This is a genomic window from Haloferula sp. A504 (assembly GCF_044385805.1).
Taxonomy (GTDB): Bacteria; Verrucomicrobiota; Verrucomicrobiia; order Verrucomicrobiales; family Akkermansiaceae; genus Haloferula.
This window is the reverse complement of sequence record NZ_JBISBU010000037.1, coordinates 1-22038: the sequence shown is the minus strand read 5'-3', so window position 1 is coordinate 22038 and position 22038 is coordinate 1. Positions and strand designations below refer to the sequence as shown.

General features: G+C 65.0%; 20 protein-coding genes. 17 read left to right on the top strand and 3 right to left on the bottom strand.

The features are described from left to right. The first annotated feature begins 6 nt into the window (after positions 1–6). From ACG2LG_RS15865 to ACG2LG_RS15785, 17 genes are all read left to right on the top strand, one after another. Positions 7–1536, top strand: a complete 1530-nt coding sequence (locus ACG2LG_RS15865) for a PQQ-binding-like beta-propeller repeat protein (RefSeq protein ID WP_396260591.1) — start codon at positions 7–9, stop codon at positions 1534–1536. A 115-nt stretch (positions 1537–1651) separates the two neighbouring features. Further along, positions 1652–1888, top strand: a complete 237-nt coding sequence (locus tag ACG2LG_RS15860) for a DUF3311 domain-containing protein (protein WP_396260590.1) — start codon at positions 1652–1654, stop codon at positions 1886–1888. A 21-nt stretch (positions 1889–1909) separates the two neighbouring features. Then, positions 1910–3418 (top strand): sodium:solute symporter, encoded by a 1509-nt coding sequence (locus tag ACG2LG_RS15855; RefSeq protein ID WP_396260589.1) that lies wholly within the window; start codon positions 1910–1912, stop codon positions 3416–3418. 71 nt (positions 3419–3489) lie between these two features. Continuing rightward, complete coding sequence (locus tag ACG2LG_RS15850; RefSeq protein WP_396260587.1) at positions 3490–4560, top strand: hypothetical protein; 1071 nt, start codon at positions 3490–3492, stop codon at positions 4558–4560. Between the two features lie 35 nt (positions 4561–4595). Then, positions 4596–6017, top strand: a complete 1422-nt coding sequence (locus tag ACG2LG_RS15845) for an aldehyde dehydrogenase family protein (protein ID WP_396260585.1) — start codon at positions 4596–4598, stop codon at positions 6015–6017. 60 nt (positions 6018–6077) lie between these two features. Next, positions 6078–7202: an iron-containing alcohol dehydrogenase gene (locus ACG2LG_RS15840; protein WP_396260584.1), complete on the top strand. Its 1125-nt coding sequence runs from the start codon at positions 6078–6080 to the stop codon at positions 7200–7202. After that, a complete protein-coding gene (locus ACG2LG_RS15835) occupies positions 7199–8395 on the top strand; it encodes a PQQ-binding-like beta-propeller repeat protein (protein WP_396260583.1) in 1197 nt (398 codons plus the stop codon). The genes ACG2LG_RS15840 and ACG2LG_RS15835 overlap by 4 nt, the downstream gene beginning before the upstream one ends. A gap of 65 nt (positions 8396–8460) precedes the next feature. Then, positions 8461–9780, top strand: coding sequence for a coproporphyrinogen-III oxidase family protein (locus ACG2LG_RS15830; protein ID WP_396260581.1), 1320 nt, complete (start codon positions 8461–8463; stop codon positions 9778–9780). A gap of 60 nt (positions 9781–9840) precedes the next feature. Beyond that, on the top strand, positions 9841–10377 hold the full coding sequence (locus tag ACG2LG_RS15825; protein ID WP_396260579.1) for a hypothetical protein: 537 nt from the start codon (positions 9841–9843) through the stop codon (positions 10375–10377). 127 nt (positions 10378–10504) lie between these two features. Beyond that, a complete protein-coding gene (locus ACG2LG_RS15820) occupies positions 10505–11761 on the top strand; it encodes an NAD(P)/FAD-dependent oxidoreductase (RefSeq protein ID WP_396260578.1) in 1257 nt (418 codons plus the stop codon). 155 nt (positions 11762–11916) lie between these two features. Beyond that, a complete protein-coding gene (locus ACG2LG_RS15815; RefSeq protein WP_396260576.1) occupies positions 11917–12423 on the top strand; it encodes a hypothetical protein in 507 nt (168 codons plus the stop codon). Between the two features lie 51 nt (positions 12424–12474). Then, positions 12475–13761: a glycosyltransferase family 4 protein gene (locus tag ACG2LG_RS15810; protein WP_396260574.1), complete on the top strand. Its 1287-nt coding sequence runs from the start codon at positions 12475–12477 to the stop codon at positions 13759–13761. A gap of 70 nt (positions 13762–13831) precedes the next feature. Beyond that, the gene (locus tag ACG2LG_RS15805) at positions 13832–14254 is read left to right on the top strand and encodes an acyl-CoA thioesterase (RefSeq protein WP_396260572.1); all 423 of its coding nucleotides are present in this window, start codon (positions 13832–13834) and stop codon (positions 14252–14254) included. Positions 14255–14287: 33 nt separating this feature from the next. Next, the gene (locus ACG2LG_RS15800; protein ID WP_396260570.1) at positions 14288–14839 is read left to right on the top strand and encodes a hypothetical protein; all 552 of its coding nucleotides are present in this window, start codon (positions 14288–14290) and stop codon (positions 14837–14839) included. Positions 14840–14844: 5 nt separating this feature from the next. Continuing rightward, complete coding sequence (locus ACG2LG_RS15795) at positions 14845–16056, top strand: phenylacetate--CoA ligase family protein (protein ID WP_396260568.1); 1212 nt, start codon at positions 14845–14847, stop codon at positions 16054–16056. Position 16057: 1 nt separating this feature from the next. Next, entirely contained in the window at positions 16058–16765 is a 708-nt protein-coding gene (locus ACG2LG_RS15790) for an ABC transporter ATP-binding protein (protein WP_396260566.1), read from the top strand. Continuing rightward, a complete protein-coding gene (locus tag ACG2LG_RS15785; protein ID WP_396260564.1) occupies positions 16762–19956 on the top strand; it encodes an FtsX-like permease family protein in 3195 nt (1064 codons plus the stop codon). Before ACG2LG_RS15790 ends, ACG2LG_RS15785 begins: the two co-directional genes overlap by 4 nt. Here ACG2LG_RS15785 and ACG2LG_RS15780 read toward each other — a convergent pair. Genes ACG2LG_RS15780 through ACG2LG_RS15770 form a run of 3 tightly spaced genes read right to left on the bottom strand, consistent with a single transcriptional unit; the run spans position 19925 to position 21911 of the window. Then, entirely contained in the window at positions 19925–20470 is a 546-nt protein-coding gene (locus ACG2LG_RS15780) for a plasmid pRiA4b ORF-3 family protein (RefSeq protein ID WP_396260562.1), read from the bottom strand. The two genes, ACG2LG_RS15785 and ACG2LG_RS15780, sit on opposite strands and share 32 nt — an antisense overlap. A 9-nt stretch (positions 20471–20479) precedes the next feature. Beyond that, positions 20480–21265, bottom strand: coding sequence for a hypothetical protein (locus tag ACG2LG_RS15775; protein ID WP_396260560.1), 786 nt, complete (start codon positions 21263–21265; stop codon positions 20480–20482). Continuing rightward, a complete protein-coding gene (locus ACG2LG_RS15770; protein WP_396260558.1) occupies positions 21258–21911 on the bottom strand; it encodes a TVP38/TMEM64 family protein in 654 nt (217 codons plus the stop codon). The genes ACG2LG_RS15775 and ACG2LG_RS15770 overlap by 8 nt, the downstream gene beginning before the upstream one ends. Positions 21912–22038: the final 127 nt, after the last annotated feature.

Sequence of the window (22038 nt, the reverse complement as noted above, 5' to 3'; positions counted from 1 at the left end):
GAAGTCATGAAAACCACCCTCATTCTCCTCTCCCTCGCCACCCCGCTGCTCGCCCAGGACTGGCCGATGTGGGGCGGCCAACCGTCCCGCAACATGGTCGGCGACGCGAAGAACCTCCCGACGGAAATTGAGATCGGCAACATCGATCCCGATACCGAGAAGGTCGACCTTTCGTCGGCCAAGAACGTCCTGTGGGCGGCGAAACTCGGCTCCCAGACCTACGGCAATCCGGTCGTCGGGAGCGGCAAGATCCTCGTCGGCACCAACAACGAATCGCCACGCGATCCCGACCAGACCGGCGACCGTGGCGTCCTGATGTGCTTCGACGAGAAGACCGGCGAGTTCCTCTGGCAGCTCATCATTCCCAAGCTCGGCGCGGGCAAGGTCAGCGACTGGGAATACGTCGGGCTTTGCTCCTCGCCCGTGATCGAAGGCGACCGCGCGTGGGTCATCAGCAACCGCGGCGAGGTCGTCTGCCTCGACCTGAACGGCATGACCAACGGCAACGACGGCCCGTTCAAGGACGAGGTGAAGTACATGACCGCCGACCCCGCGAAGCCGGTCGATCCCGACAAGGGGCACGCCGACATCCTCTGGATCTACGACATGCGCGAGGAACTCGGCACTTTCCCGCACAACGTCTCCTCCTGCTCGCCGCTCATCGTCGGCGACAAGCTCTACACGGCGACGTCCAATGGCGTCGACTGGTCCCACACCAACATCCCCGCTCCCCTCGCCCCCTCGCTCTGCGTCCTCGACAAGAACACCGGCAAGCTCCTCGGCGAGGAGATCTCCGGTGTTTCCGAGCGCGTCCTGCACGCCAGCTGGAGTTCGCCCGCCTACGGCAAGGCCGGCGACAAGGACATCATCGTCTGGGGCGGTGGAGACGGCTGGGCCTACGCCTACGACCCCGAGCCGGTCTTCGATGAGGAGGAGGATCTCGACATCCTCAAGGAACTCTGGCGCTTCGACTGCAATCCGCCCAACTACCGGATGAAGGATGGCGAGCCGATCAAGTATGCCACCTTCCGCGGGCCCAGTGAGGTGATCGCCACCACCGTGATCCACGACGGAAGGGTCTACGCCGTGATCGGTCAGGACCCCGAGCACGGCGACGGGCTCGGCATGCTGACCTGCATCGACCCGACCAAGTCGGGCGACATCACCAAGGATGGCGAGATCTGGCGCTTCGGCGACGTCGGCCGCTCGATTTCCACCCCGAGCATTGCCGGTGGACTCATCTTCCAGGCGGAATACGACGGCGACCTCCACTGCCTCGACGCCGCAACCGGCGAACACCACTGGAAGTATGAAACCCTGAGCCGCATCTGGGGTTCCACCCTGGTTGCCGACGGCAAGGTGTACCTCCCGACCGAAGACGGCGAACTGCACATCTTCGCCGCCGACAAGGAACTGAAGAAGCTCGGCACCGGTTCCTTCGAGGCATCCATCTACAGTTCGCCGGTCGTCGCCAATGATGTTCTCTACATCGCCACCATGACCCACCTCTTCGCGATCGGAAGTTCCAAGGAATAAGGTCCAAGTTCCCAACAAAAGCCCGCCACCATTGTTGGTAGTTCCCCCTTCAGGGGGTCGCGGAACCCGAGCCACAAAACCCGGGCCACATCAATCGCGCATCAATCCCGCAAGCATGAAACCCGCCGTCCTCGTCGCCACGATCGTCTTCATCGTCCTTGCCATCCTGCATCAGGACGTGTGGAACTGGGACAACGCGGATCTTGTCTTCGGCTTCCTCCCGGTCGGCCTCGCCTACCACGCCGGCTACTCGCTGACCGCCGCCGTTTTCTGGGCGCTGGTCACCCGCTTCGCCTGGCCCTCGAACCTGGAGAAGTGGGCGGAAGGCTCGGATGAGTCCACTGATCACTGATCACCGCTCACTCGGCACTTCATGACTCCCATCTACATCATCCTCGCCTACCTCGGGCTGCTGCTGATCTTCGCGCTCGGGTCGAAGAAATTCTTCCGGGGAACCAGTGCCGACTACTTCGTGGCCAGCCGTTCGATCGGGCCGTTCATGCTGCTGATGTCGGTCTTCGGCACGACCATGACCGCCTTCGCGCTGGTCGGCTCCACCGGCAAGGCCTTCGAGCTCGGCGTCGGGACCTACGGGCTGATGGCCTCGTCTTCCGGCCTCATCCACGCCGCGTGCTTCTTCGTCATCGGCATCCGCCTCTGGGCCATCGGCAAGCGCCACGGCTTCGTCACCCAGATCCAGTTCTTCCGCGGGCGCTTCGAGTCGAACGGCTTCGGCTACCTGCTTTTCCCCATCCTCGTCCTGCTGGTCATCCCCTACCTGCTGATCGGGGTGATCGGCGCGGGCAAGACCATGATGGGCCTCACCGGCCCCAAGGGTCCCAAGCCCGGTCTCTTTCCCGAACTCTTCGAAGCGACCAACGGTGCCATTCCGCCGTGGATCACCGGTGCGGTGATCTGCCTGGTGGTCCTCGGCTACGTTTTTGCCGGCGGATCCCGTGCGGCGGCATGGGCCAACACCTTCCAGACCCTCGTCTTCATGGCGATGGGCATCCTCGCCTTCACCATGATCTCCAACAAGCTCGGCGGCCTCGGCCCGGCCATCGAGCAGGCCAAGGCGAGCCACCTCGTCCGCACGGAAAGCGGCCACGCCGGCGTCTCGCCCGTCACCTTCCTGACCTACATGTTCATCCCACTGAGCGTCGGGATGTTTCCCCACCTGTTCCAGCACTGGCTGACCGCGCGCAGCGCGAAGTCCTTCAAGCTCACGGTCGTCGCCCACCCGATCTGCATCGCCATCGTCTGGGTGCCCTGCGTGCTCATCGGCATCTGGGCCACCGGGGTCCTTCCGCCCGACGCCACCCCCGGCGCGGTGCTGGCAAAAATGATCGGCATCCTCGTCAAGGACCCGGTCATCGTCGGGCTCGTCACCGCCGGCATCCTCGCGGCGATCATGTCTTCGCTGGACTCCCAGTTCCTCTGTCTCGGCACGATGTTCACCAACGACATCGTTCTCCACGGTTCGAAGCGCCAGTTCAGCGACAAGCAGATCATGTTCATCGCGCGGGGCTTCATCGTCGGCATCGTCGCCCTGACCTACCTGCTCTCCCTGCTCCTCTTCGACAAGAACGTCTTCGACCTCGCGGTCTGGTGTTTCTCCGGTTTTGCCGCGCTCACCCCGCTGGTGCTCGCCGCCCTTTACTGGCGGCGCGCCACCAAGGCCGGCGCCTACGCCAGCGTCATCGCCACCGCCGGCAGCTGGTTCATCTTCTTCGCCATGTCCGGATTTGGCGGCGAGTTCACCGTCTTCGGCGGCATCATGCCCGTCGCCATCTGCTGGCTGGCGGGGGCCGTCGCCATGATCGGCGTCTCCCTCGCCACCAAACCCCCGTCCGCCGAGAGCGTCGCGAGATTTTTCCCCTGAAGGAGGTCGGTCCCTCCCGGCTGACACCACTTGCGGGATACCCCATCCGTCTTACCTGTCCGACCATTGCCATGCCCGACCGCCCCGCCACCCCCGAAGCCGCCGCCGATGCCCTCGACGCCCACGTCCGGGAAATCGTCCGCTGGCATTTCTCGCCCGACACCGGCTGCCCGTACTGGCTCGAGCAGGCCCGGACGCTTGATTTCGACCCGCTCGCCATCGAGAGCTTCGACCAGCTCCTCCAGTTTCCCCACTTCGACGACGAGATCCTGCGCAAGGAGGATCCGGCCCGTTTCATCCCGAAAGCCTTCGAGGGCCGGCCCTACAACGTCTTCGAAACCGGCGGCACCACCGGCATGCCCAAGCAGCGGATCGGCTGGGACGACTACAAGACCGACTACACCGAATTCTCCGAGCACTACGGGCCCGACTTCTTCCCGCAGGGTGCCAACTGGCTGATGGTCGGCCCGACCGGACCGCGGCGCCTGCGCCTCGCCATCGAGCACCTCGCCAACCTCCGCGGCGGCGCCTGCTACTTCATCGATCTCGACCCGCGCTGGGTGAAGCGCCTCATCGGCATGGGCGAGATGCGCATGGCCAAGGCCTACCAGGAACACGTCATCGACCAGGCCGCCACCATCATTCGCCACCGCGACATCGGCTGCCTCTTCACCACGCCCAAGCTGCTCGAGAGCCTCGCCGAGCGCATGTCGCTGGTCGACGCCGGCATCCGCGGGGTCTTCGCCGGCGGTACCACCATGACTCCCCAGTATGTCCGCTTCATCGAGGAGGAGGTGCTCGAGGGCAGGATCAACTTCGCCCCGACCTACGGCAACACCCTCATGGGCCTGGCCATCTCGAAGAAGCGCGCCCCCGGCGAATACAGCCTGACCTATCACGCCCCGCAGCCGCGAGCCGTCCTGCGCATCGTCGATCCGGAAAACACCGACCGCCTCATGGACTACGGCGATTACGGCCGCGTCGAGCTCACCACCCTGACCAAGGAGTTCTTCATGCCCCGCTTCCTCGAACGCGACGAAGCCATCCGCCGCCAACCCTGCGACGAATTCCCCTGGGACGGCGTCGGCGACGTCCGCCCCTTCCAGTCCGGCACCAAGACCGTCATCGAGGGGGTCTATTGAATCTAACACTGATCACCGCTCACTGATCAATTCCCATGCACCTTCCCATCCTCCGCCTCGGCCGGACCTACGAGTCCTGCGACCGCGTCGACCTCGACCTCGGCGGCGGGCAAGTGGCCGTCACCCACACCGCCAACCCGGGACTGATCCGTCGCGACCTGCTGCGCATCGGTGAAGCCAAGGCCACCCTCGACGCCATCCCCGCCGACACGCTCGCGGGTTTCTGCGAGGAGGCCGCGGAATTGTTCCTGCATGCCGAGCTCCCCTGCGGCGACACGACCCAGTCGCCCGATGGCTACGTCGAAGCCCTTTCCGCGCTCACCCGCCTGCCCCACAGCCTGGTGCGGATGAACATGACCAAGGTTCACGCCGCCATGTCGCAGGTGCGCACCGTCATCGGTGGTCTCACCCGCGGCATGCCGCTCGAGATCTTCGACGCCGGCCTGACGCGGCTCGATGACCTTTCGGTCAACTACTACCCGACCACCAACTCCCTCGGCGTCTCGCTGCCGAGCAACGCCCCGGCGGTCAACTCGCTCTGGATCCCGGCTCCGGTGATGAAGATCCCGGTGATGCTCAAGCCCGGCCGCGAAGATCCCTTCACCCCTCTGCGCATCGTCCAGGCGATGATCGCCGCCGGCTTCCCGAAGGAGGCCTTCGGCTACTATCCGACCACCCACGAAGGGGGCGACACCATCGTCACCTGCTGCGGCCGCGGGATCTCCTTTGGCTCCGATGCCACGGTGCAGAAATACGCCGCCTACCCGAGCGTCTCGGTCCACGGTACCGGCCGCTCGAAAATTCTCATCGGCGAGGACATGATCGATCGCTGGGAGGAATTTCTCCCGGTGCTCGTCGAGTCGATTTCCGCCAACGGCGGCCGCTCGTGCATCAACACCTCCGCGATCCTCGTGCCGCGCCATCGCGATGCGATCGCCGACGCCCTCGCCGCCGAGCTGGCGAAGATCACGCCGCTGCCCCGCGACCACGAATGCGCGCTGCTCTGCGGCTTTGCCAACTCCGCCCTGGCCGACGGCATCGACGACCTCATCACCGCCCACCTCAAGGAGCCCGGTGCCGAGGACTTCACCGCCCGCCACCGCGAGGGACCACGCAAGATCGAGGCCTTCGATCAGGTCTACCTCCAGCCCACCCTCGTCGCCTGCAGCGACCCCGACCATCCTCTGGCCAACACCGAGTTCATGTTCCCCTACGCCAGCATCGTCGAGATGCCGCAGGCGGCAATGCTCGGAAACATCGGTCAAACCCTCGTCGTCAGCGCCTTCACCGAGGACCAGGATTTCATCCACCAGCTCCTGCTCAGCCCCGACATCGAGCGCCTCAACCTCGGTCCCTTCCCGACCAACCGCGTCCAGTGGGAGCAACCCCACGAAGGCAACCTCTTCGAGTTCCTCTACCACCGCCGCGCCATCCAGGGGAACGTGGCCACCGTCTAGACTCCAGGCACTTTCCACTTCTCACTTGGCACTCGTCACTGCCGCTCAGCGGCCATTCGCATGAACTTCGACACCCGACCCTGCCCCCGCCTGCTCTTCGGGCCCGGCCGCCTCGCCGAGCTGCCCGAGTGCGTGCGTGCGCTGGGCGCGTCGAAACCCCTGATCATCACCGATCCCGGCATCGTCGCCGCCGGCCATGTCGAGCGTGCCGCGACCCTGCTGGGAAACGCGGGGCTCCGCCCGGATGTCTTCGAGGAAAGCCAGGTCAATCCCACCGAAAGCGACGTCGCCGAATGCCGCGACTTCGCCGCGAGGGTCCGGCCCGACCTCATCATCGGTCTCGGCGGCGGCAGCAGCCTCGACACCGCCAAGGGCTGCAACTTCCTGCTGAGCCATCCGGACAAGCGGATGAGCGACTTCCATGGCTACGGTCACGCCACCGCGCCGATGCTGCCCTTCATCGCCGTGCCGACCACCGCCGGAACCGGCAGCGAATGCCAGTCCTACACCGTCCTCGCCCGCGACGGGACCCATGAAAAAATGGCCTGCGGCGACCCCAAGGCACTCGCCCGCATCGCCCTGCTCGATCCCGAACTGACCGCGTCGCAGCCTGAATTCGTCGCCACGCTCGCAGCGCTCGACGCGCTGTCCCACGCGATCGAGTCGGCGGTCAGCACCAAGCACAACCCGGTTTCCTCCGCCTATTCCCGCCAGGCATTCAAGTTGCTGTCCGACTCGATCGAGAGCCTGCTGACCGGCACTCCCTCCGACTGCGACCGCGCCCAGCTCCTGCTTGGCGCGGCAATGGCCGGATCCGCGATTGAGAACAGCATGCTGGGCGCGGCCCACGCCACCGCCAACCCGCTCACCGCCCGCTACAATCTGCCCCACGGCCTCGCCGTATGGACGATGCTGCCCCACGTCGTCCGCTTCAACATGGGCTGTCGCGACGCCGCGGCCAAGTACGGGGACCTCAGCCATCACCTCGGGCAGTCCCTTCCCGACTGGATCGACCATGTCCTCGCGCTCGCGAATCTCCCCCCCGCGGAAGTCCCCCCGGATGTGATCCCCCAACTCGTGGCCGATGCCTTCGGGCAATGGACCGGCCGTTTCAACCCGCGGCCACTCACCCCGGAGGTCCTCACCTCCCTCTACGAGTCCGCCCTTACCGCCCCCGTGTCATGAAGCGCCAGCGTCGCGAAGGTCGCTGCGGCATCCTGCCGCAGGCCGTCTCCGGAGCATCCTGCTCCGGTCTCTTTCTACTGCTCCTCGCTTGCGACTCCAACCACGAGCTTCCCACTCAGGAAGCTGTTGCCACCGAAACCACCCTGTCTTCCACCCCCTGGCCCATCACCCGGGGTGGCCCGTCCCTCTCCGGCAGGGTTTCCGGTCCCGCCCCGCACTCGCCCGAAGTCGCCTGGACCTTCACCCTCGATTCCCCCGGCACCGCCGAAGCCGCGGCCACCACGGACGTCATCGTCGTCGGCGACGTCATGGGCTTCCTCTACGCCATCGATTTCGAGACCCACGAACTGCTCTGGAAATTCGAGACCGAGGACACCATCGAAGCGGCTCCGGCCATTCATGAGGACCGCGTCTTCGTCGGCTCCGGCGATGGATCCTTCCATGCCCTCGACTTGAAGACCGGAGACAAGATCTGGAGCATCGGCGGCAATGAGAAATTCTCCTCCGCGCCCAACCTGATCCCGGGCCCCGACGGCTCGCTGCGGCTCGTCGTCAACGGCTACGACGGCACCACCCGCTGCCTCGATCCCGCCGACGGCACTGTCCTCTGGACCTACGAAACGCAGGACTACATCAACGGCACCCCGGCACTCGTCGATGGCAAGCTCGCCTTCGGAGGATGTGACACGGTGCTGCACGTGCTCGACGCCGGGACCGGCGAAAAGCTGAATGCCATCCCCACCGAGTCGCAGATCACCGACTCCATCGCTACCGCCGGCAACACGCTCTACGCCGCCAACTACGCCAATCAGGTCGTCGCCGCCGAGTCCGACGCCACCGAGCCGACCTGGATCTATCAAAGCGACGACTTCCCGTTCTTCTCCGCCCCGGCGGTGGATGACGATCACGTCTACATCGGCTGTCGCGACAAGGCGCTGCACGCGATCAAGCGCGCCGATGGCACCGGCGCGTGGACCTTTCCCACCGGCGGCCGCATCGAGTCCTCGCCCATTGTCTTCGACGATGCGGTCGTCTTCGGCTCCAGCGACGGGCGCCTCTATGCCCTTGATCCGACATCCGGTAAGGAGCTCTGGCGCCTCGATCTCGGCGAAAAACTCACCGCCGCCCCGATCTTCGCGGGCGGACACCTCATCATTGCCGGTGGCGAGGGCACCGTTTTCGTGGTTCGTTGAGCGGGCGGACATTCCAGTCCGCCTCAGCGAAAGCCAGACACCCCATCACCCGTAGCCTCAAGCTCATGCCCGACACCGCCACCAAGAAAGCGACCCGCGCCGGGAACTACTTCATCTCGAACTACCCGCCCTTCTCCTTCTGGAAGAAAGACCAGGAGGCCCTGGTGGAGCAAGCGTACTCGGCACCCCACGACGGGGACCCGCCGCCGCTCGGGCTCTACCACCACATCCCCTTCTGCCGGAAGCGCTGCCACTTCTGCTACTTCCGGGTCTACACCGACAAGAACGCGGACGACATCAAGCACTACCTCGACTGCACCGTGCGCGAGCTGGAGATGATGGCGAAGAAACCGCTCATCGAGGGCCGCAAGCCGCACTTCGTTTACTTCGGCGGGGGCACTCCCTCCTACCTCTCCGCGAAACAGCTCAAGGAACTCACCGACCGGATGAAGGCCCTGCTGCCGTGGGACGAGGCCGAGGAGGTCGCCTTCGAATGCGAGCCCGGCACCCTGAATCCCGGCAAGCTCAGCGCGATCAAGGACCTCGGGGTCACCCGCCTGTCGCTCGGCATCGAGAACTTCGACGACCGCATCCTCGAGATCAACGGCCGCGCCCACCGGACCAAGGAAGTCTGGCGCGCCTATGAGCGTGCCCAGGCCGAGAACTTCGACCAGATCAACATCGATCTCATCGCCGGCATGGTTGAGGAAACCGAGGAAAACTGGCAACGCAACATCGAGAAGACCCTCGAGCTGCGCCCCGACTCGGTCACAATCTATCAGATGGAGGTGCCCTACAACACCGGCATCTACAAGGACATGAAGGCCAGCGGCAGCCTGATCGCCCCGATCGCCGATTGGGAAACCAAGCGCCGCTGGGTCAAGGATGCCTTCGCCGCACTCGAGTCCGCCGGCTACACGATCGGCTCCGGCTACACCGCCGTGCTCGATCCGGAACGCACCAAGTTCATCTACCGCGACGCGCTCTGGGGCGGAGCCGACCTGCTCGGCCTCGGGGTCGCCTCGATCTCGCACGCCAAGGGCGTCCACTACCAGAACCTCACCGAGATCGACGACTACGACGCGGCCCTCGATGCCGGTCGCCTGCCGGTGCAGCGCGCCCTGCAGACGACGCCCGAAGAGATGCTGATCCGGCAGTTCATCCTGCAGATGAAGCTCGGCCGCGTCGCCGCCGCACCGTTCCAGGAAAAGTTCGGCGTCGACATCCTCGAAAAGTTCGCCCCGCAGCTCGCCAATCTCCGCCAGGAAGGATGGCTCACCATCGAGGACGGCGAGATCATCCTCAACCGCGACGGCCTGCTCTGCGTCGACAACCTGCTCCACGACTTCTTCCTGCCGCAGCACGTCACCGACAAGCTCGTCTGACGGTGGCTGCGGCTTCCAGCCGCAGGCTGTTTCTGCGGCTTCCAGCCGCAGCCACAAACCATGACCCACCCCACCCTCGCCGCCGAACTCACCCCCTTCCTCAAGGGCTCGCTCCTCGATGGAGTCGACCTCGGCTGGGTGCGTGGCGATGAAGTGCCGTCACCCCAGCGCGACCTGCTCGTCCACGACCGCGACATGACCACCTCGCTGGGCGACTTCCACGGCGACGTGATCGCGCTCACGGTCCTGCGCTCCGCCCTGGACGGCGACCTCTACCGCCGCGAAGTCACCCTCGACACCGCCGCCGACGGCAGGCCGGTCGAATACGGACTCATCGTGATGCACCTCGACACCTTTCCCACCGAGCAGCGGCAACGGGTGGTCGATGAACAAACCCCGCTCGGCACCATCCTCAACGAGTCCGGGATTCCCTACCTCAGCGCCCCTCAGGGCTTTTACACCGTGCCCCGCGCGCCGCTGGCCCGGCTTTTTCCGGCATCCTCCGGTGGCGCGGATCTCTACGGGCGCTATAATACCCTGTCCTGGGGCGATGGACGCGTCCTCGCCCGTATCCTCGAAATCCTGCCGAACCCATGAAGCCCGCCAGTGATGTACGTCGTTCCGCCTTCAGGCGGTCCAAACACCGCAACCGCCTGAAGGCGGAACTACGAACGGAACTCACCAATCCTCCCCTCACCTCAACCCATTCCAGAATTCGAGAGTCATGAATTACGACGCCCTCGTCCTCGGTGGTGGCCCTGCCGGCAGCACCTGCGCCGCGCTCCTCGCGGAGCAGGGCCACCGCGTGCTGCTTCTCGAGAAAACCCAGTTCCCGCGCTACCACGTCGGCGAGTCGCTCATGCCATTCTGCTGGTTCACGCTCGACCGCCTCGGCGTCGCCGACCGCATGGATGAAATCGGCTATCAGCAGAAGAAGTCGGTCCAGTTCGCCACCACCGACGGCCGCATCTCGGCACCCTTTTATTTCTTCCAACACTTCGACCACCCCGCCGCCACCACCTGGCAGGTCGAGCGCGAGCATTTCGACCTCATGCTCCTCGACAACGCCCGCGACAAGGGCGCCGAGGTCCGCGAGAACACCACGGCCCTGGATTTCCTCAAGGACGACAGCGGTCGCGTGCTTGGCGTAAAGGCCCGCACCGGCGACGAGGATGCCTTCGAGGTCACCGCCAAGGTCACCCTCGACTGCACGGGCCGCGACGCGCTCTTCCAGCGCAAGCACGGCTGGCGCAAGCGCGACCCCATGCTGAACAAGATCTCGATCTGGACCCTGTTCAAGGACGCCAAGCGCGACCCCGGTCTCGACGAAGGGGCCACCACCATCGCCTACCTTCCCGAAGGCGGATGGTTCTGGAACATCCCGCTGCGCAACGGGGTCGTCAGCTCGGGCATCGTCGCCGAGCGCGACTACCTCTACCGCCCCGGCGAAACCCGCGACCCCGCCGAGATCTACGCCCGGGAAATCGAGAACAACGCGTGGATCAAGGAGCACCTCTCCGAGGGCGAGCAGTTTGGTGAATACTGGATCGCCGGCGAGTATTCGTACCGCGCAGAGCATTGCGCCAGCGATGGGCTGGTGCTGGTCGGCGACGCCTTCGCCTTTCTGGATCCGGTCTTCTCCAGCGGCGTCTTCCTCGCCCTCAAGTCCGCCGAGATGGCTGCCGACGCCACCGCCGAGGCCCTGACAAACGGCGATACCCGCGCCACCGCCTTCGCCGACTACGGCGAGAACCTCTGCGGCCACATCGAGACGATGCGCAAGATCGTCTATGCCTTCTACGACCGGCAGTTCAGCTTCGCTAAACTGATCCGCAAGCATCCGGACCTCCGCCCGAAGCTCACCGACCTGCTCATCGGCAACGTCGACGGCCAGGACTACACCGACCTTTCCCAAGCCATCGCCGAACTCGCCGACCTCCCCGAGCCCTTGGACTATGGACGAGTTGCCGTACAAGCCTGAACCACCTACCTGTGGCATGACCGTCCCGGTCATGAAGTGCCTCGATAGCAACATCATCGAAGTGGGAGATCGCCTCCCGGTCGGCCTCGCGCTCCTATCATGACCGGGACGGTCATGCCACAGACAGCCGAATCCCACTCTCTCCTCCAGGAGCCATGATCCCCCACACTGTCGGCATCCTCTCAATTCTCGCCGCAGTGTCCCTTTGCTCCTGCGACAGGACAAAGCCAACCCCCGTTCCCGAGTCGGAACACGAAATTAGCGAAGGCCCGGCAAACCCCGGAGATGCCATCCTTGCCAAGCTCGACCGCATCATCATTCCCGTCATCGATTTCGAAGACACAACGCTCTGGGAAGCGATGGATTACCTGAGCATAAGGGCGATTGAATTGGATAGGGATACGGATCCGGAATACAGGGGAGTCTCGATTGTGACCAAGGTGCGCGAGAACGACCAACCCCACCCTGAGTTCGCGATGATCCGCCAACTTAAACGCACAGATATCCCTTGGACCGAGGCACTCATTGAGTCTTGTCAGCAAGCCAATGCCGAAGCCTATCTAACGTCTGTCGGATTCGTGATCTGCCGCAACGGCCAAGCACCCTTTCCCAACTTCAAGGCCGAAGAAGGCGAAATCTGGAAGAAGCTCACCTCTCCCTGATCCACCCCAGCCTTGGCGTCTTCGCGTCTTTGCGGTCCCATTCTCTCCAAAATGAACATCGCCTTCCTCACTCCCGGCACCGGCTCCTACTACTGTGGGGCCTGCATGCGCGACAACGCCCTCGCGAAGTCGCTGCTCGCCGCCGGGCACGAGGTCTCGTTGCTGCCGATGTATCTCCCGCTTGAGCTCGACGAAAGCCGTCTCGACCAGCCTGAGACCCCGATCTTCTTCGGCGGCATCAACGTCTTCCTCCAGCAGAAGATCAAGTGGTTCCGCCACTCGCCCGCGTGGCTGGACCGGCTGCTCAACGGCACCGGGCTTCTCCGCGCCGCCGCAAAGCGGAGCCACATGACCTCGCCCCGCGAACATGGAGAAATGACTCTCGCCATGCTCGACCTGGAGCACAGCGCCTTCGCCAAGGAAACCGCCAAGCTCCTCGATTGGCTCGAGCGCAACCCGCCCGACATCGTCGTTCTTTCCAATGCGCTGCTCGTCGGCTTCACCCGCACCCTCAAGGAACGGCTCCGCTGCAAGGTCATCACCACCTTCCAGGGCGAGGACAGCTTCCTCGACGGTCTGCCCGAGCCCTACCGGACCGATTGCTGGGCGGAAATGAAGGTGCGCCTCACCGACTCCGACCTGCTCGTTGCCCCCAGCCAATACTACGCCGGCTTCATCCGGGAACGCCTGGAAGCACCCGATCTCAACATCACCGTCATGCCCAATGGCGTGAAGCTTCCATCCACCATCCACCATCCACCATCTTCCATCTCCCCGCCCACCATCGGCTACCTCGCCCGCATAATCCGCTCGAAGGGCGTCGAGCTTCTGGTCGATGCCTTCATCCATCTCCACCTCGAACTCCGCCACCCCGACGCCCGCCTCCACATCGCCGGCTCGGAGACCGAGGGTGACAAGGCACTCGTCCGAGAACTCAAGCAGCGCCTCAAACAGGCCGGCCTTGCCGGACAGGTCACCTGGTCGCCCAACCTCGACCACGACCGCAAGGCCGACTTCCTCTCCCGCCTGACGCTATTCAGCGTGCCGGCCACCTACCACGAGGCCTTCGGCCTCTACGCCATCGAGGCACTCGCCGCCGGCCTGCCACTGGTGAAACCGCGTGCCTCGTCCTTTCCCGAAATCCTCGAGAGCAGCCAGGCCGGGGTCCTCTGCGAACCCAATGATCCAGTCGCCCTCGCCACCGCCTGGCACGAACTGCTCAACGACGAGCCCCGCCTCTCAACCTACCGCGAAAACGCCCTTCGCGCCGCCCGGGAAACCTATAGTGTCGAGGCGATGCGGGATCGCTTTCTGGCACTCGCCCAGCCACTCCTCTGACCTCACCAGCGGACCCGGCCTCATCCATCCTTTGCCTCGATCGCGTCTTTCCGGTTCAATCCATCCAGCCATGAAGCCCGTCTTCCAAATCCAGCGCCGCGTCGAGTTCTACGAAACCGACATGGCGGGCATCGTGCACTTCTCGAATTTCTTCCGCTTCATGGAAGCCTGCGAGCACGCCTTCCTGCGCAGCCTCGACCACGAACTTCACGGCATGCTCGACGGCCTTGAAACCGGCTGGCCGCGGGTCCATGCCACCTGCGACTACCGCGCTCCCGCCCGGTTCGGCGACCTGCTCGACGTCCGGCTCTTCATCGACGAAGTCCGCAAGCGCTCCGTCCGCTACCGCTTCGAGGTCGCAAAGGATGAGACCCTCGTCGCCGAAGGCTCCATCGCCGCCGCCCACGTCGCCATCACCGCCGACGGGATCAAGGCCGTCCCCCTCCCCGAAGTTCTCAAGCTCAAACTCGAATCCATGACTTGTCCGTCATAGCTCGTAGAGCGACGACGGATCACTTCCCACTCCATGAAAAACATGAACTGGCTCTACTTCGCACTCATCTCTGTCTCCTGCTGGGGGCTGTACGGCATTTTCCTCCACGCCGGCCAGGCCGGGATGGCCGACAAAGAACTCGGCCGCTACAAGGCCTTCCTCTTCGTCGGCATCGCCTACTTCCTGGTTGCCGTCCTCGCCCCGCTGGTGGTGCTGCTGCTCTCGAAGAACATGGACTGGAACATGCCCGCGAAGGGCATGTGGCTGTCGCTTCTGGCGGGCACCCTCGGAGCCTTCGGGGCCTTCGGCGTGCTGCTCGCCATGGGATCCGGCGCCAAGATCGGAATGCCGCCCGCGATCATCGCCGTGTCGGTGATGTCCATCATCTTCGCTGGTGCGCCCATCGTGAATGCCATCGTTTCCATCGCCATGCACCCGCCGAAAGGCGGCCTCGCCGCCATCCCCTGGCAGTTCGTCGCCGGCATCCTCATCGCCGCCACCGGCACCTACATGGTCACCAAGTTCAAGCCGATCCCCGGCGCCCCGCCCGCCAAACCGGTCGAGACGGCCGCCTCCGAGAAATAGTCCCGGTGTCCCCGCAGCTCCCAGCCATCAATGAGCTTCTCGCCGCGATTCTCCCGGCGAACCGATTCTATGACGCCAAACTCGGCGAACGCCGCGGTCCCTTCCACTCGCTCGACGACTTCACCGCCTCGGTCCCCTTCACCACCAAGGACGAGCTTGCCGCCGACCACGAAGCCCACCCGCCCTACGGCACCACCCACAGTTTCCCTCTGGAAAGCTACCCGCGCTTCCACCAGACCAGCGGCACCCGCGGCAAACCGCTGATCTGGCTCGACGATCCCGACGGCTGGTCGTGGGTGCTCGACAACTGGGAGTGGGTCTGGCGCGGGGCCGGGGTGGAACCGGGTCACGTCGCCTTCTTCCCCTTTTCCTTCGGTCCCTTTCTCGGCTTCTGGGCGGGCTTCGAGGCGGCCACCCGCATGGGCATCCGCGCGGTGCCGGGGGGCGGACTCTCCTCCGAAAACCGTCTCCATGTCCTGCAACGGTCGGAGTGCCGCGTTCTCTGCTGCACCCCCACCTACGCCCTGCACCTCGTCGGGGTCGGGGAACGCACCGGACTACCCGTCGGGTCGCTCGGCATCGAAACGATCGTCGTCTGCGGAGAACCCGGTGGCTCCATCCCCGAAGTGCGCGAACGGATCGAGTCCGCGTGGAAGGCCCGGGTCTTCGATCATCATGGCATGACCGAGATCGGCCCGGTCTCGGTCAGCGACAAGCGCGACCCCGAACTCCTCCTTTTACGGCACGAGGCGTACTTCTGCGAGGTCATCGATCCCGAAACCGCCCGCCCCACCGGGTCCGGCGACACCGGCGAACTCGTCCTGACGACCCTCGGCCGCCACGGATCCCCCCTGCTCCGCTACCGCACCGGCGACCTCGTCCGTCCGGTTCCCCACGGCGAGCACTTCGCCCTCGAGGGCGGCATCCTCGGGCGTGCCGACGACATGGTCGTCATCCGCGGCATCAATATCCATCCGGGTGCGATCGATGCCATCGTCCGTTCGATCGACGGCATCGGCGAGTATCGGGTCGAAGTCGATCGACGGGCCGCCATGACCGAGCTGCGCCTTCAGGTCGAGGCCATCGCCGCAACGGCCGACCAACTCGCCCACGAACTCCGCACCACCCTGGGCCTGAGGATCCCGGTGGCGGCCGTTGAGCCCGGCACCCTTCCCACCTTCGAAGTCAAAGCCCGACGTTGGCAAATCCTCGACTGACATGATCACCGTTCGAAACCTCTCAAAGTCCTACGAGACCCCCGGCGAAACCGTCGAGGTCCTCAAGGACCTGGAACTTGACCTTGCCGACGGATCCACAGCTTCGATCGTCGGTCCGTCCGGCTGCGGCAAGACCACCCTGCTCAACCTCCTCGGCGCCCTCGACAAACCGACCTCCGGTGCGATCGAAATCGATGGTCTCGACATCGCCCGGCTCTCCGAGCCCGACGCGGCCGCCTTCCGCAACCACCGGCTCGGCTTCGTCTTCCAGCAGCACCACCTGCTGCCCCAGCTCAACGTGCTCGAGAACGTGCTCGTCCCCCGCCTGTCGGGCGACTGGGAGGAAACGGCCGCCACCACTCAGGAACGGGCCACCGAGTTGCTCATCAAGGTCGGTCTGCAGGAGCGCCTTCACCATCTCCCCTGGCAGCTCTCCGGCGGGGAAAAACTCCGCACCGCGGTCGCCCGTGCGCTGATCAACCAGCCCAAGTTGATTCTCGCCGACGAGCCCACCGGCTCCCTCGACCCGGCCTCCACCGACCAGGTCGCCGACCTTCTGCTCGAGGTCAACCGCGACCAGAACGTCACCCTGCTCGTTGTCACGCACAACCACGGGCTGGCCAAACGCATGGAGCAGACCTTCGAACTCAAGACCGGCCGACTCCACCCGCTGATCACCGATCACGGATCACCCGGCACTCCTTCATGACCGCCCTCGCCTTCATCCGCCGCGGTCTCGCCCACTACCGCGGATCCTACCTCGGCGTCCTCATCGGCGCCGCACTGGGAGCCATGGTGCTGCTCGGGGCCCTGTTCGCGGGCGACTCGGTCAAGAAAACCCTCCGGGTGATCGCCGACCAGCGGATCGGCAAGGTCGGATCGGTGCTGGTGGGAGGCGAGAGCTTCGTCACCCGGGAACTGGCGGACCGTCTCGAGGCGGCACCGGTCCTCCAACTCCAGGCCCAGGTCGATGCCGGTCAGGCCTCGGCGGGTCAGGTTGACCTGCTCGGCGTCGATGACCGTTTCTGGTCCCTTGCCCCGGTCGAAATGGACCCCCTCCGCCTGGCGGAGCGCGACTTCGCCATCAATGCCGCCCTTGCCCGGCAGTTGAATGTCGATGCCGGAGATTCCCTCGTGCTCCGCTTCCGCGAGCCCGGCCTGCTTTCCCACGACGCCCCCCTCTCGGGGACCTCCGATGAACTCGTGAGCCTGCGCGGAACGATCTCACGCATCGTCAGCGACGATGAAATGGGGCGCTTCAGCATGAAGGCCTCGCAGATACCCAGTCCCACCCTCTTCCTCCCCATCGGTCGTCTGGCCGATGCGATCGGTCGACCCGGCAAGGCCAACCTCCTGCTCTCCCCCGTGCCGCTCGATCCGGCGAAGCTCAAGGCATCCATGTCGCTCGCCGACTACGGTTTGAAATGGGAGCCCATCCCACTGGCCGATGCGGTCGAACTCCGGAGTGAAGCGGTCTTTCTTCCTCCGGCGATCAACGACAAGGCTCGCAAGCTCCTCCCCGAGGCGCGGCCCGTCCTCACCTACCTGGCGAACACCATCGCCGCCAACGGGAAGGAAACCCCCTACTCGATGGTCGCCGGCATCGACACCAGCCCGGTCCTGCCGGCCGACCTCAAGGACAACGAGGTCGTCCTGAACTCGTGGATCGCCGATGATCTGACCGCCCGGCCCGGCGATGAGGTGACGCTGAGCTACTACGTGCTTGGTAGCAACAACCGGCTCGACGAGGAATCCGCCACCTTCACCGTCCGCTCCATCGTCCCGCTGGAGGGCCTGGCGGCGGACCGGAAATGGATGCCCGACTTCCCCGGCATCGCCGAGGCCGAGGACAACGCCGACTGGACGCCGGGCATGCCCCTCGACCTCACCCGCATCCGCGAGGAGGACGAAACCTACTGGGACGACCACAAGGGCACGCCGAAGGCATTCATCACCCATCGGGCCGCGGCCCGCCTCTGGCAGAACCGCTGGGGCAGCTCGACCGGATTGAGAATCGGCACGGCGGACGCCCCCGCCGGCAAACGGAAGGATGAGCTGCTCGCCGCCCTCGCCCCCTCCGACGCCGGACTCACCATCCGCGACGTCCGCGCCGAGGCGACCGCCTCGGCCAACTCGCCGGTCGACATCGCCGGTCTGTTCCTGAGCATGTCGTTCTTCCTGATCATCGCGGCCGTCGGTCTCACCGCGATGCTCTTCCGCTTCAACGTCGAGCAGCGTAACCACGAGTCCGGCCTGCTCGCCGCCCTCGGTATCCCGGCGAGACTCATTCTTCGCTGGCGGCTCGCCGAAGGCCTCTTCGTGGTCGCCCTCGGCAGCGGGCTCGGACTGCTGCTCGCGATCGCCTACACCCGCGGGCTGCTGCTGTTTCTGGAGACCATCTGGAGCACGGGCGGCGGCAGTCTGTTCCGCTTCCACATGGACCCGCTTTCGGTGGTCGGGGGCCTCGCCGGATTCGTCGTGCTCGTGATGTTGACGATCTGGCTGGTCACACGCCGCCAGGCCCGTCGCGGGGCCGGCATCCGCCTCGAATCCGGCACGGAAGAAGTCATCCGGAATCACAAAACCAAGGCGCCCTGGGTCGCCCTGGCTTCGGCAATGGTCGGCGGCGGGGCACTGGCCGCATCCGGAACCATGGGGCCGCAGGGCGCCTTCTTTCTCGCGGGCTTCGCTTTCCTGATCGCCGGGCTGGCCGTCTTCCTGTGGAGGCTCCGCTCCCGGCAACTCCTTCCCGAAGAAGCCGTCAATCCGGCCGGCCTCGCCACCCTCAACACCGCCCGCCGACCCACCCGCAGCCTGGTCGTCACCGCCGCTCTGGCCACCGGCATTTTCCTCGTGGTTTCGGTGGCGGCATTCCAGAAGCACGGGGGCGACGAATGGAAGGACAAGTCCAGCGGTGCCGGAGGATTCGCCTTCTGGATCGAAACCACCTCACCCGTCCACCGCGGCTCCGACACCGAGGGGCTCGAGTTGCAGGCCGACGCGCCGGCCGGGCTGCTTCCCTTCCGCATCGGCATGGGTGACGACGCCTCCTGCTTCAACCTCAATGCCGTCGCCCGGCCCCGCCTGTTGGCCACCGATGTCTCGAAGCTCACGGGCCGGTTCCCGATCAAGAACACCCTCGACGACCTGCCGGCCGAATGGACCGCACTCAAGGGAGGCGAGACCCTACGGGCATTCGTCGACGAAACGACGCTGCTGTGGGTCCTCAAGATGAAACTCGGCGACGAGATCATCTACACCGACGACACCGGTGCCGGGTTTCCCGTCGAGATCGTCGGCACGCTCGCCGGATCCGTGTTCCAGGGAAGCCTGATTGTCGACGAGGAGAGCTACCTCAAACGCTTCCCCGGCTCGGGTGGCTATCGGCTGTTTCTCGGCCAGACGCGGGGGGATCTCGAAATCGACCGTCGCGCCTACCAGCAGGCCTTCACCGACCTCGGCGCGAACATCACCACCACCTCCGAGCGCCTCGCCGCCTTCCACTCGGTCGAGAACACCTACATCGCCATCTTCCACGTGCTCGGCGGGCTCGGGGTGGTCCTCGGAGCGGCAGGACTCGGACTGCTCACCGCCCGCAATCTGGCCGAGCGGCGCGACGAGTTCGCCACACTCCGCACGCTCGGCATTCCGCCCGGGATCCTGCGCTCGGTGATCCTCCGCGAATCGGTGCGCCACATCATCTGGGGACTCGGTGTCGGCCTCGTCGCGGCGATCATCTCGATCCTGCCGAAGCTCCCGGACTCCGGCCGGGTCCTGACCTTCACCTGGATCGCCGGCCTGGTGATCCTCATCGCCGGCAACGCCCTCTTCTGGGCATGGCTCGGTTTCCAGCGCAGCGCCCGCTCCCTCAGCGGGACTTCCGTTTCCGCTTCGGCTTGAGGCTCACCTTGCCGGCATCAAAGGCTTCCGGATCGTAGCCGGGATAATCCCACGCGATCTCACCGCTCAAGGCCTGCATGTACTGAAACGCGCCGCCGAAGTCCTCCGGCGGGCAAGCCCTCTCGCCACCCAGCATCCGGGGTTCATCGACCCCTTCCCCCTTCTTCTCGAAGACGATCTCGTGGATCCAGTCCTCGGCGAAGTCGTAGCGGTAAAGCAGACGGATCGGCAACCGGCGACGCCCGATGAAATCCTGCACGGCAACCTTCTTTTCGTCCTGAAACTCGCCGGGAGTCTGGTCCTCGAGACCCACCGGGCCGATCACGTCAACCAGCCGCTTGCCCTTGCCATGCCGGAACTCGTGAGGGTGCTTGTCCTCCCAGCCCATGGCCATCTGGATCGTCTGGCTCAACTTCTCAAACGTAAAGCCGGAGGGGATCTCAAAACGGCGCCAGATCTGGGGCGTGATCTGGTAGAGAAACACTTTAACCACCACGGATTGCTGCTCGCTCATGACCTCAGTCTAATCCTCCGGCGGCCCGGGGGGCAACCGCTTCCGAACCGTCTCACGGATCACGGTGACCTTGAGGGGGGTCCGGGCATCGGGCCGGTCCGCCTCGCTCAGGACCACCACGGTCTTCTCGTTCGGTCCCTGCTCGAGGCTCCGGCTCAGAATCCGCTTCAGCCCCCCGCCCTCGGCAGGAAGCCCCAGCTGGAACCCGGCCGGCTTCCCGGGAGCCAGACGCGTCGTCCAGGTCTTTCCGGAGGTCAGTCCGACCTTCTTTTCACCCAACACCAGCGCCAGGGTCTGCGACGACGCGTTGATGAACCGAAGCGTGCCGGCCGGCAGGTCGTCACCAACCGTCTGCGTCTGCACCCGATCCCAGGTCCTGCTTTGCGGATCCCGGCGAATCACCACCAGATAACTTCCGGCGCCGGGCTTCGGAAGTTCGATCCATGGTTCCATCTCGCCCTCCTCCCGGAGACGGACGGGCTTGCCGCCCGCCGCCGGAAACTCGATCTCCCCCGAAAGCCTGCCGAGTTTCAGCCCGACCTTGCCCAACTCCTCCAATTCATCGTCTCCGGCACCGCGCTCGAGAAGCAGAACCCTCGGCGGAATGCTGCCGGGAGGTGGTGGAAGCTCGTAACGAATCCCGTCGCGAACCTCCTGCCGGAACGGGGGTGCATTGCCAACCGCAAGGAAGCGAAGTCGGCACTTGGACTTCTCTTCCTCCGCCGTGACAACGCCGACGACCAACAATGCCAGGAAGCACGTCCATCGCCTGATGACTGGGAGGCCCCTACTCATGAGACTGTTCCACCCTCATCTCCAAACGGCGGCTGAGCAATCGCGAAAGCGCCCACAGGACCACCGGCAAAGCAAGGCTGAGCACGATCGCGAGCAGGGGTGCGTCCTTCCCGGTCGCCCCGATCCAGGCAAACACGAAACCCATCGGCAGGCTGCCGCAGGCAAGAGCCAGCATGAAGCGCTTCAACGGCATGCGGACGAGCCCGGCGGTGCAGGCAACGGCCTCCGGCAAAAGCGGTAGGGCACGCGAAAGACAGACCAGCCATCCACCCCCGTGCTCGAAAAGTTTCCGTCCCCGCTCGAAATCCCGCTCACCCAGCAGAAACACCGCGCCCCGGTGTCCGAGCGTGCGCCCCAGACCATAGGCGGTCATCCCCGCGATGAATGATCCAATGGCGGCGAACAGGCCGCCCAGCAAAATGCCATACACCCACCCGAGCGCCGACATGACCACGGTTCCAGGAATCGGCAGCAAGACATCAGAGACCAGGAGCCCCCACCCGAACAACCAAGCCAAGTCGCCGGAACCCTCCAGCACTTCAACCGCACCGGCCAGCGTGAAGCGCTCTTCATACGACCCGCCCCAGACCATCCAGATCCCGAGGATCAGGGCCATCAGCAGCAGGAACCAGCCGAGCAGACGCATTGCGGCAAGAGCTTCGACCGGTCACCACAGGGTTCCAGTCCTGAATTTCCGAAAAGGGTGTGATGAGGGCACAAAAGAGCCCGGCACCCTCGTTGCGGAGGATGCCGGGCTAAGACCTGGCGACGAC

Coding starts and splice junctions, on each gene's coding strand:
- ACG2LG_RS15835 (WP_396260583.1), top strand. CDS start 7,199: ATGAAGCGCCAGCGTCGCGAAGGTCGCTGCGGCATCCTGCCGCAGGCC.
- ACG2LG_RS15845 (WP_396260585.1), top strand. CDS start 4,596: ATGCACCTTCCCATCCTCCGCCTCGGCCGGACCTACGAGTCCTGCGAC.
- ACG2LG_RS15810 (WP_396260574.1), top strand. CDS start 12,475: ATGAACATCGCCTTCCTCACTCCCGGCACCGGCTCCTACTACTGTGGG.
- ACG2LG_RS15785 (WP_396260564.1), top strand. CDS start 16,762: ATGACCGCCCTCGCCTTCATCCGCCGCGGTCTCGCCCACTACCGCGGA.
- ACG2LG_RS15770 (WP_396260558.1), bottom strand. CDS start 21,911: ATGCGTCTGCTCGGCTGGTTCCTGCTGCTGATGGCCCTGATCCTCGGG.
- ACG2LG_RS15800 (WP_396260570.1), top strand. CDS start 14,288: ATGAAAAACATGAACTGGCTCTACTTCGCACTCATCTCTGTCTCCTGC.
- ACG2LG_RS15775 (WP_396260560.1), bottom strand. CDS start 21,265: ATGAGTAGGGGCCTCCCAGTCATCAGGCGATGGACGTGCTTCCTGGCA.
- ACG2LG_RS15840 (WP_396260584.1), top strand. CDS start 6,078: ATGAACTTCGACACCCGACCCTGCCCCCGCCTGCTCTTCGGGCCCGGC.
- ACG2LG_RS15865 (WP_396260591.1), top strand. CDS start 7: ATGAAAACCACCCTCATTCTCCTCTCCCTCGCCACCCCGCTGCTCGCC.
- ACG2LG_RS15790 (WP_396260566.1), top strand. CDS start 16,058: ATGATCACCGTTCGAAACCTCTCAAAGTCCTACGAGACCCCCGGCGAA.
- ACG2LG_RS15780 (WP_396260562.1), bottom strand. CDS start 20,470: ATGAGCGAGCAGCAATCCGTGGTGGTTAAAGTGTTTCTCTACCAGATC.
- ACG2LG_RS15860 (WP_396260590.1), top strand. CDS start 1,652: ATGAAACCCGCCGTCCTCGTCGCCACGATCGTCTTCATCGTCCTTGCC.
- ACG2LG_RS15830 (WP_396260581.1), top strand. CDS start 8,461: ATGCCCGACACCGCCACCAAGAAAGCGACCCGCGCCGGGAACTACTTC.
- ACG2LG_RS15855 (WP_396260589.1), top strand. CDS start 1,910: ATGACTCCCATCTACATCATCCTCGCCTACCTCGGGCTGCTGCTGATC.
- ACG2LG_RS15820 (WP_396260578.1), top strand. CDS start 10,505: ATGAATTACGACGCCCTCGTCCTCGGTGGTGGCCCTGCCGGCAGCACC.
- ACG2LG_RS15815 (WP_396260576.1), top strand. CDS start 11,917: ATGATCCCCCACACTGTCGGCATCCTCTCAATTCTCGCCGCAGTGTCC.
- ACG2LG_RS15825 (WP_396260579.1), top strand. CDS start 9,841: ATGACCCACCCCACCCTCGCCGCCGAACTCACCCCCTTCCTCAAGGGC.
- ACG2LG_RS15805 (WP_396260572.1), top strand. CDS start 13,832: ATGAAGCCCGTCTTCCAAATCCAGCGCCGCGTCGAGTTCTACGAAACC.
- ACG2LG_RS15850 (WP_396260587.1), top strand. CDS start 3,490: ATGCCCGACCGCCCCGCCACCCCCGAAGCCGCCGCCGATGCCCTCGAC.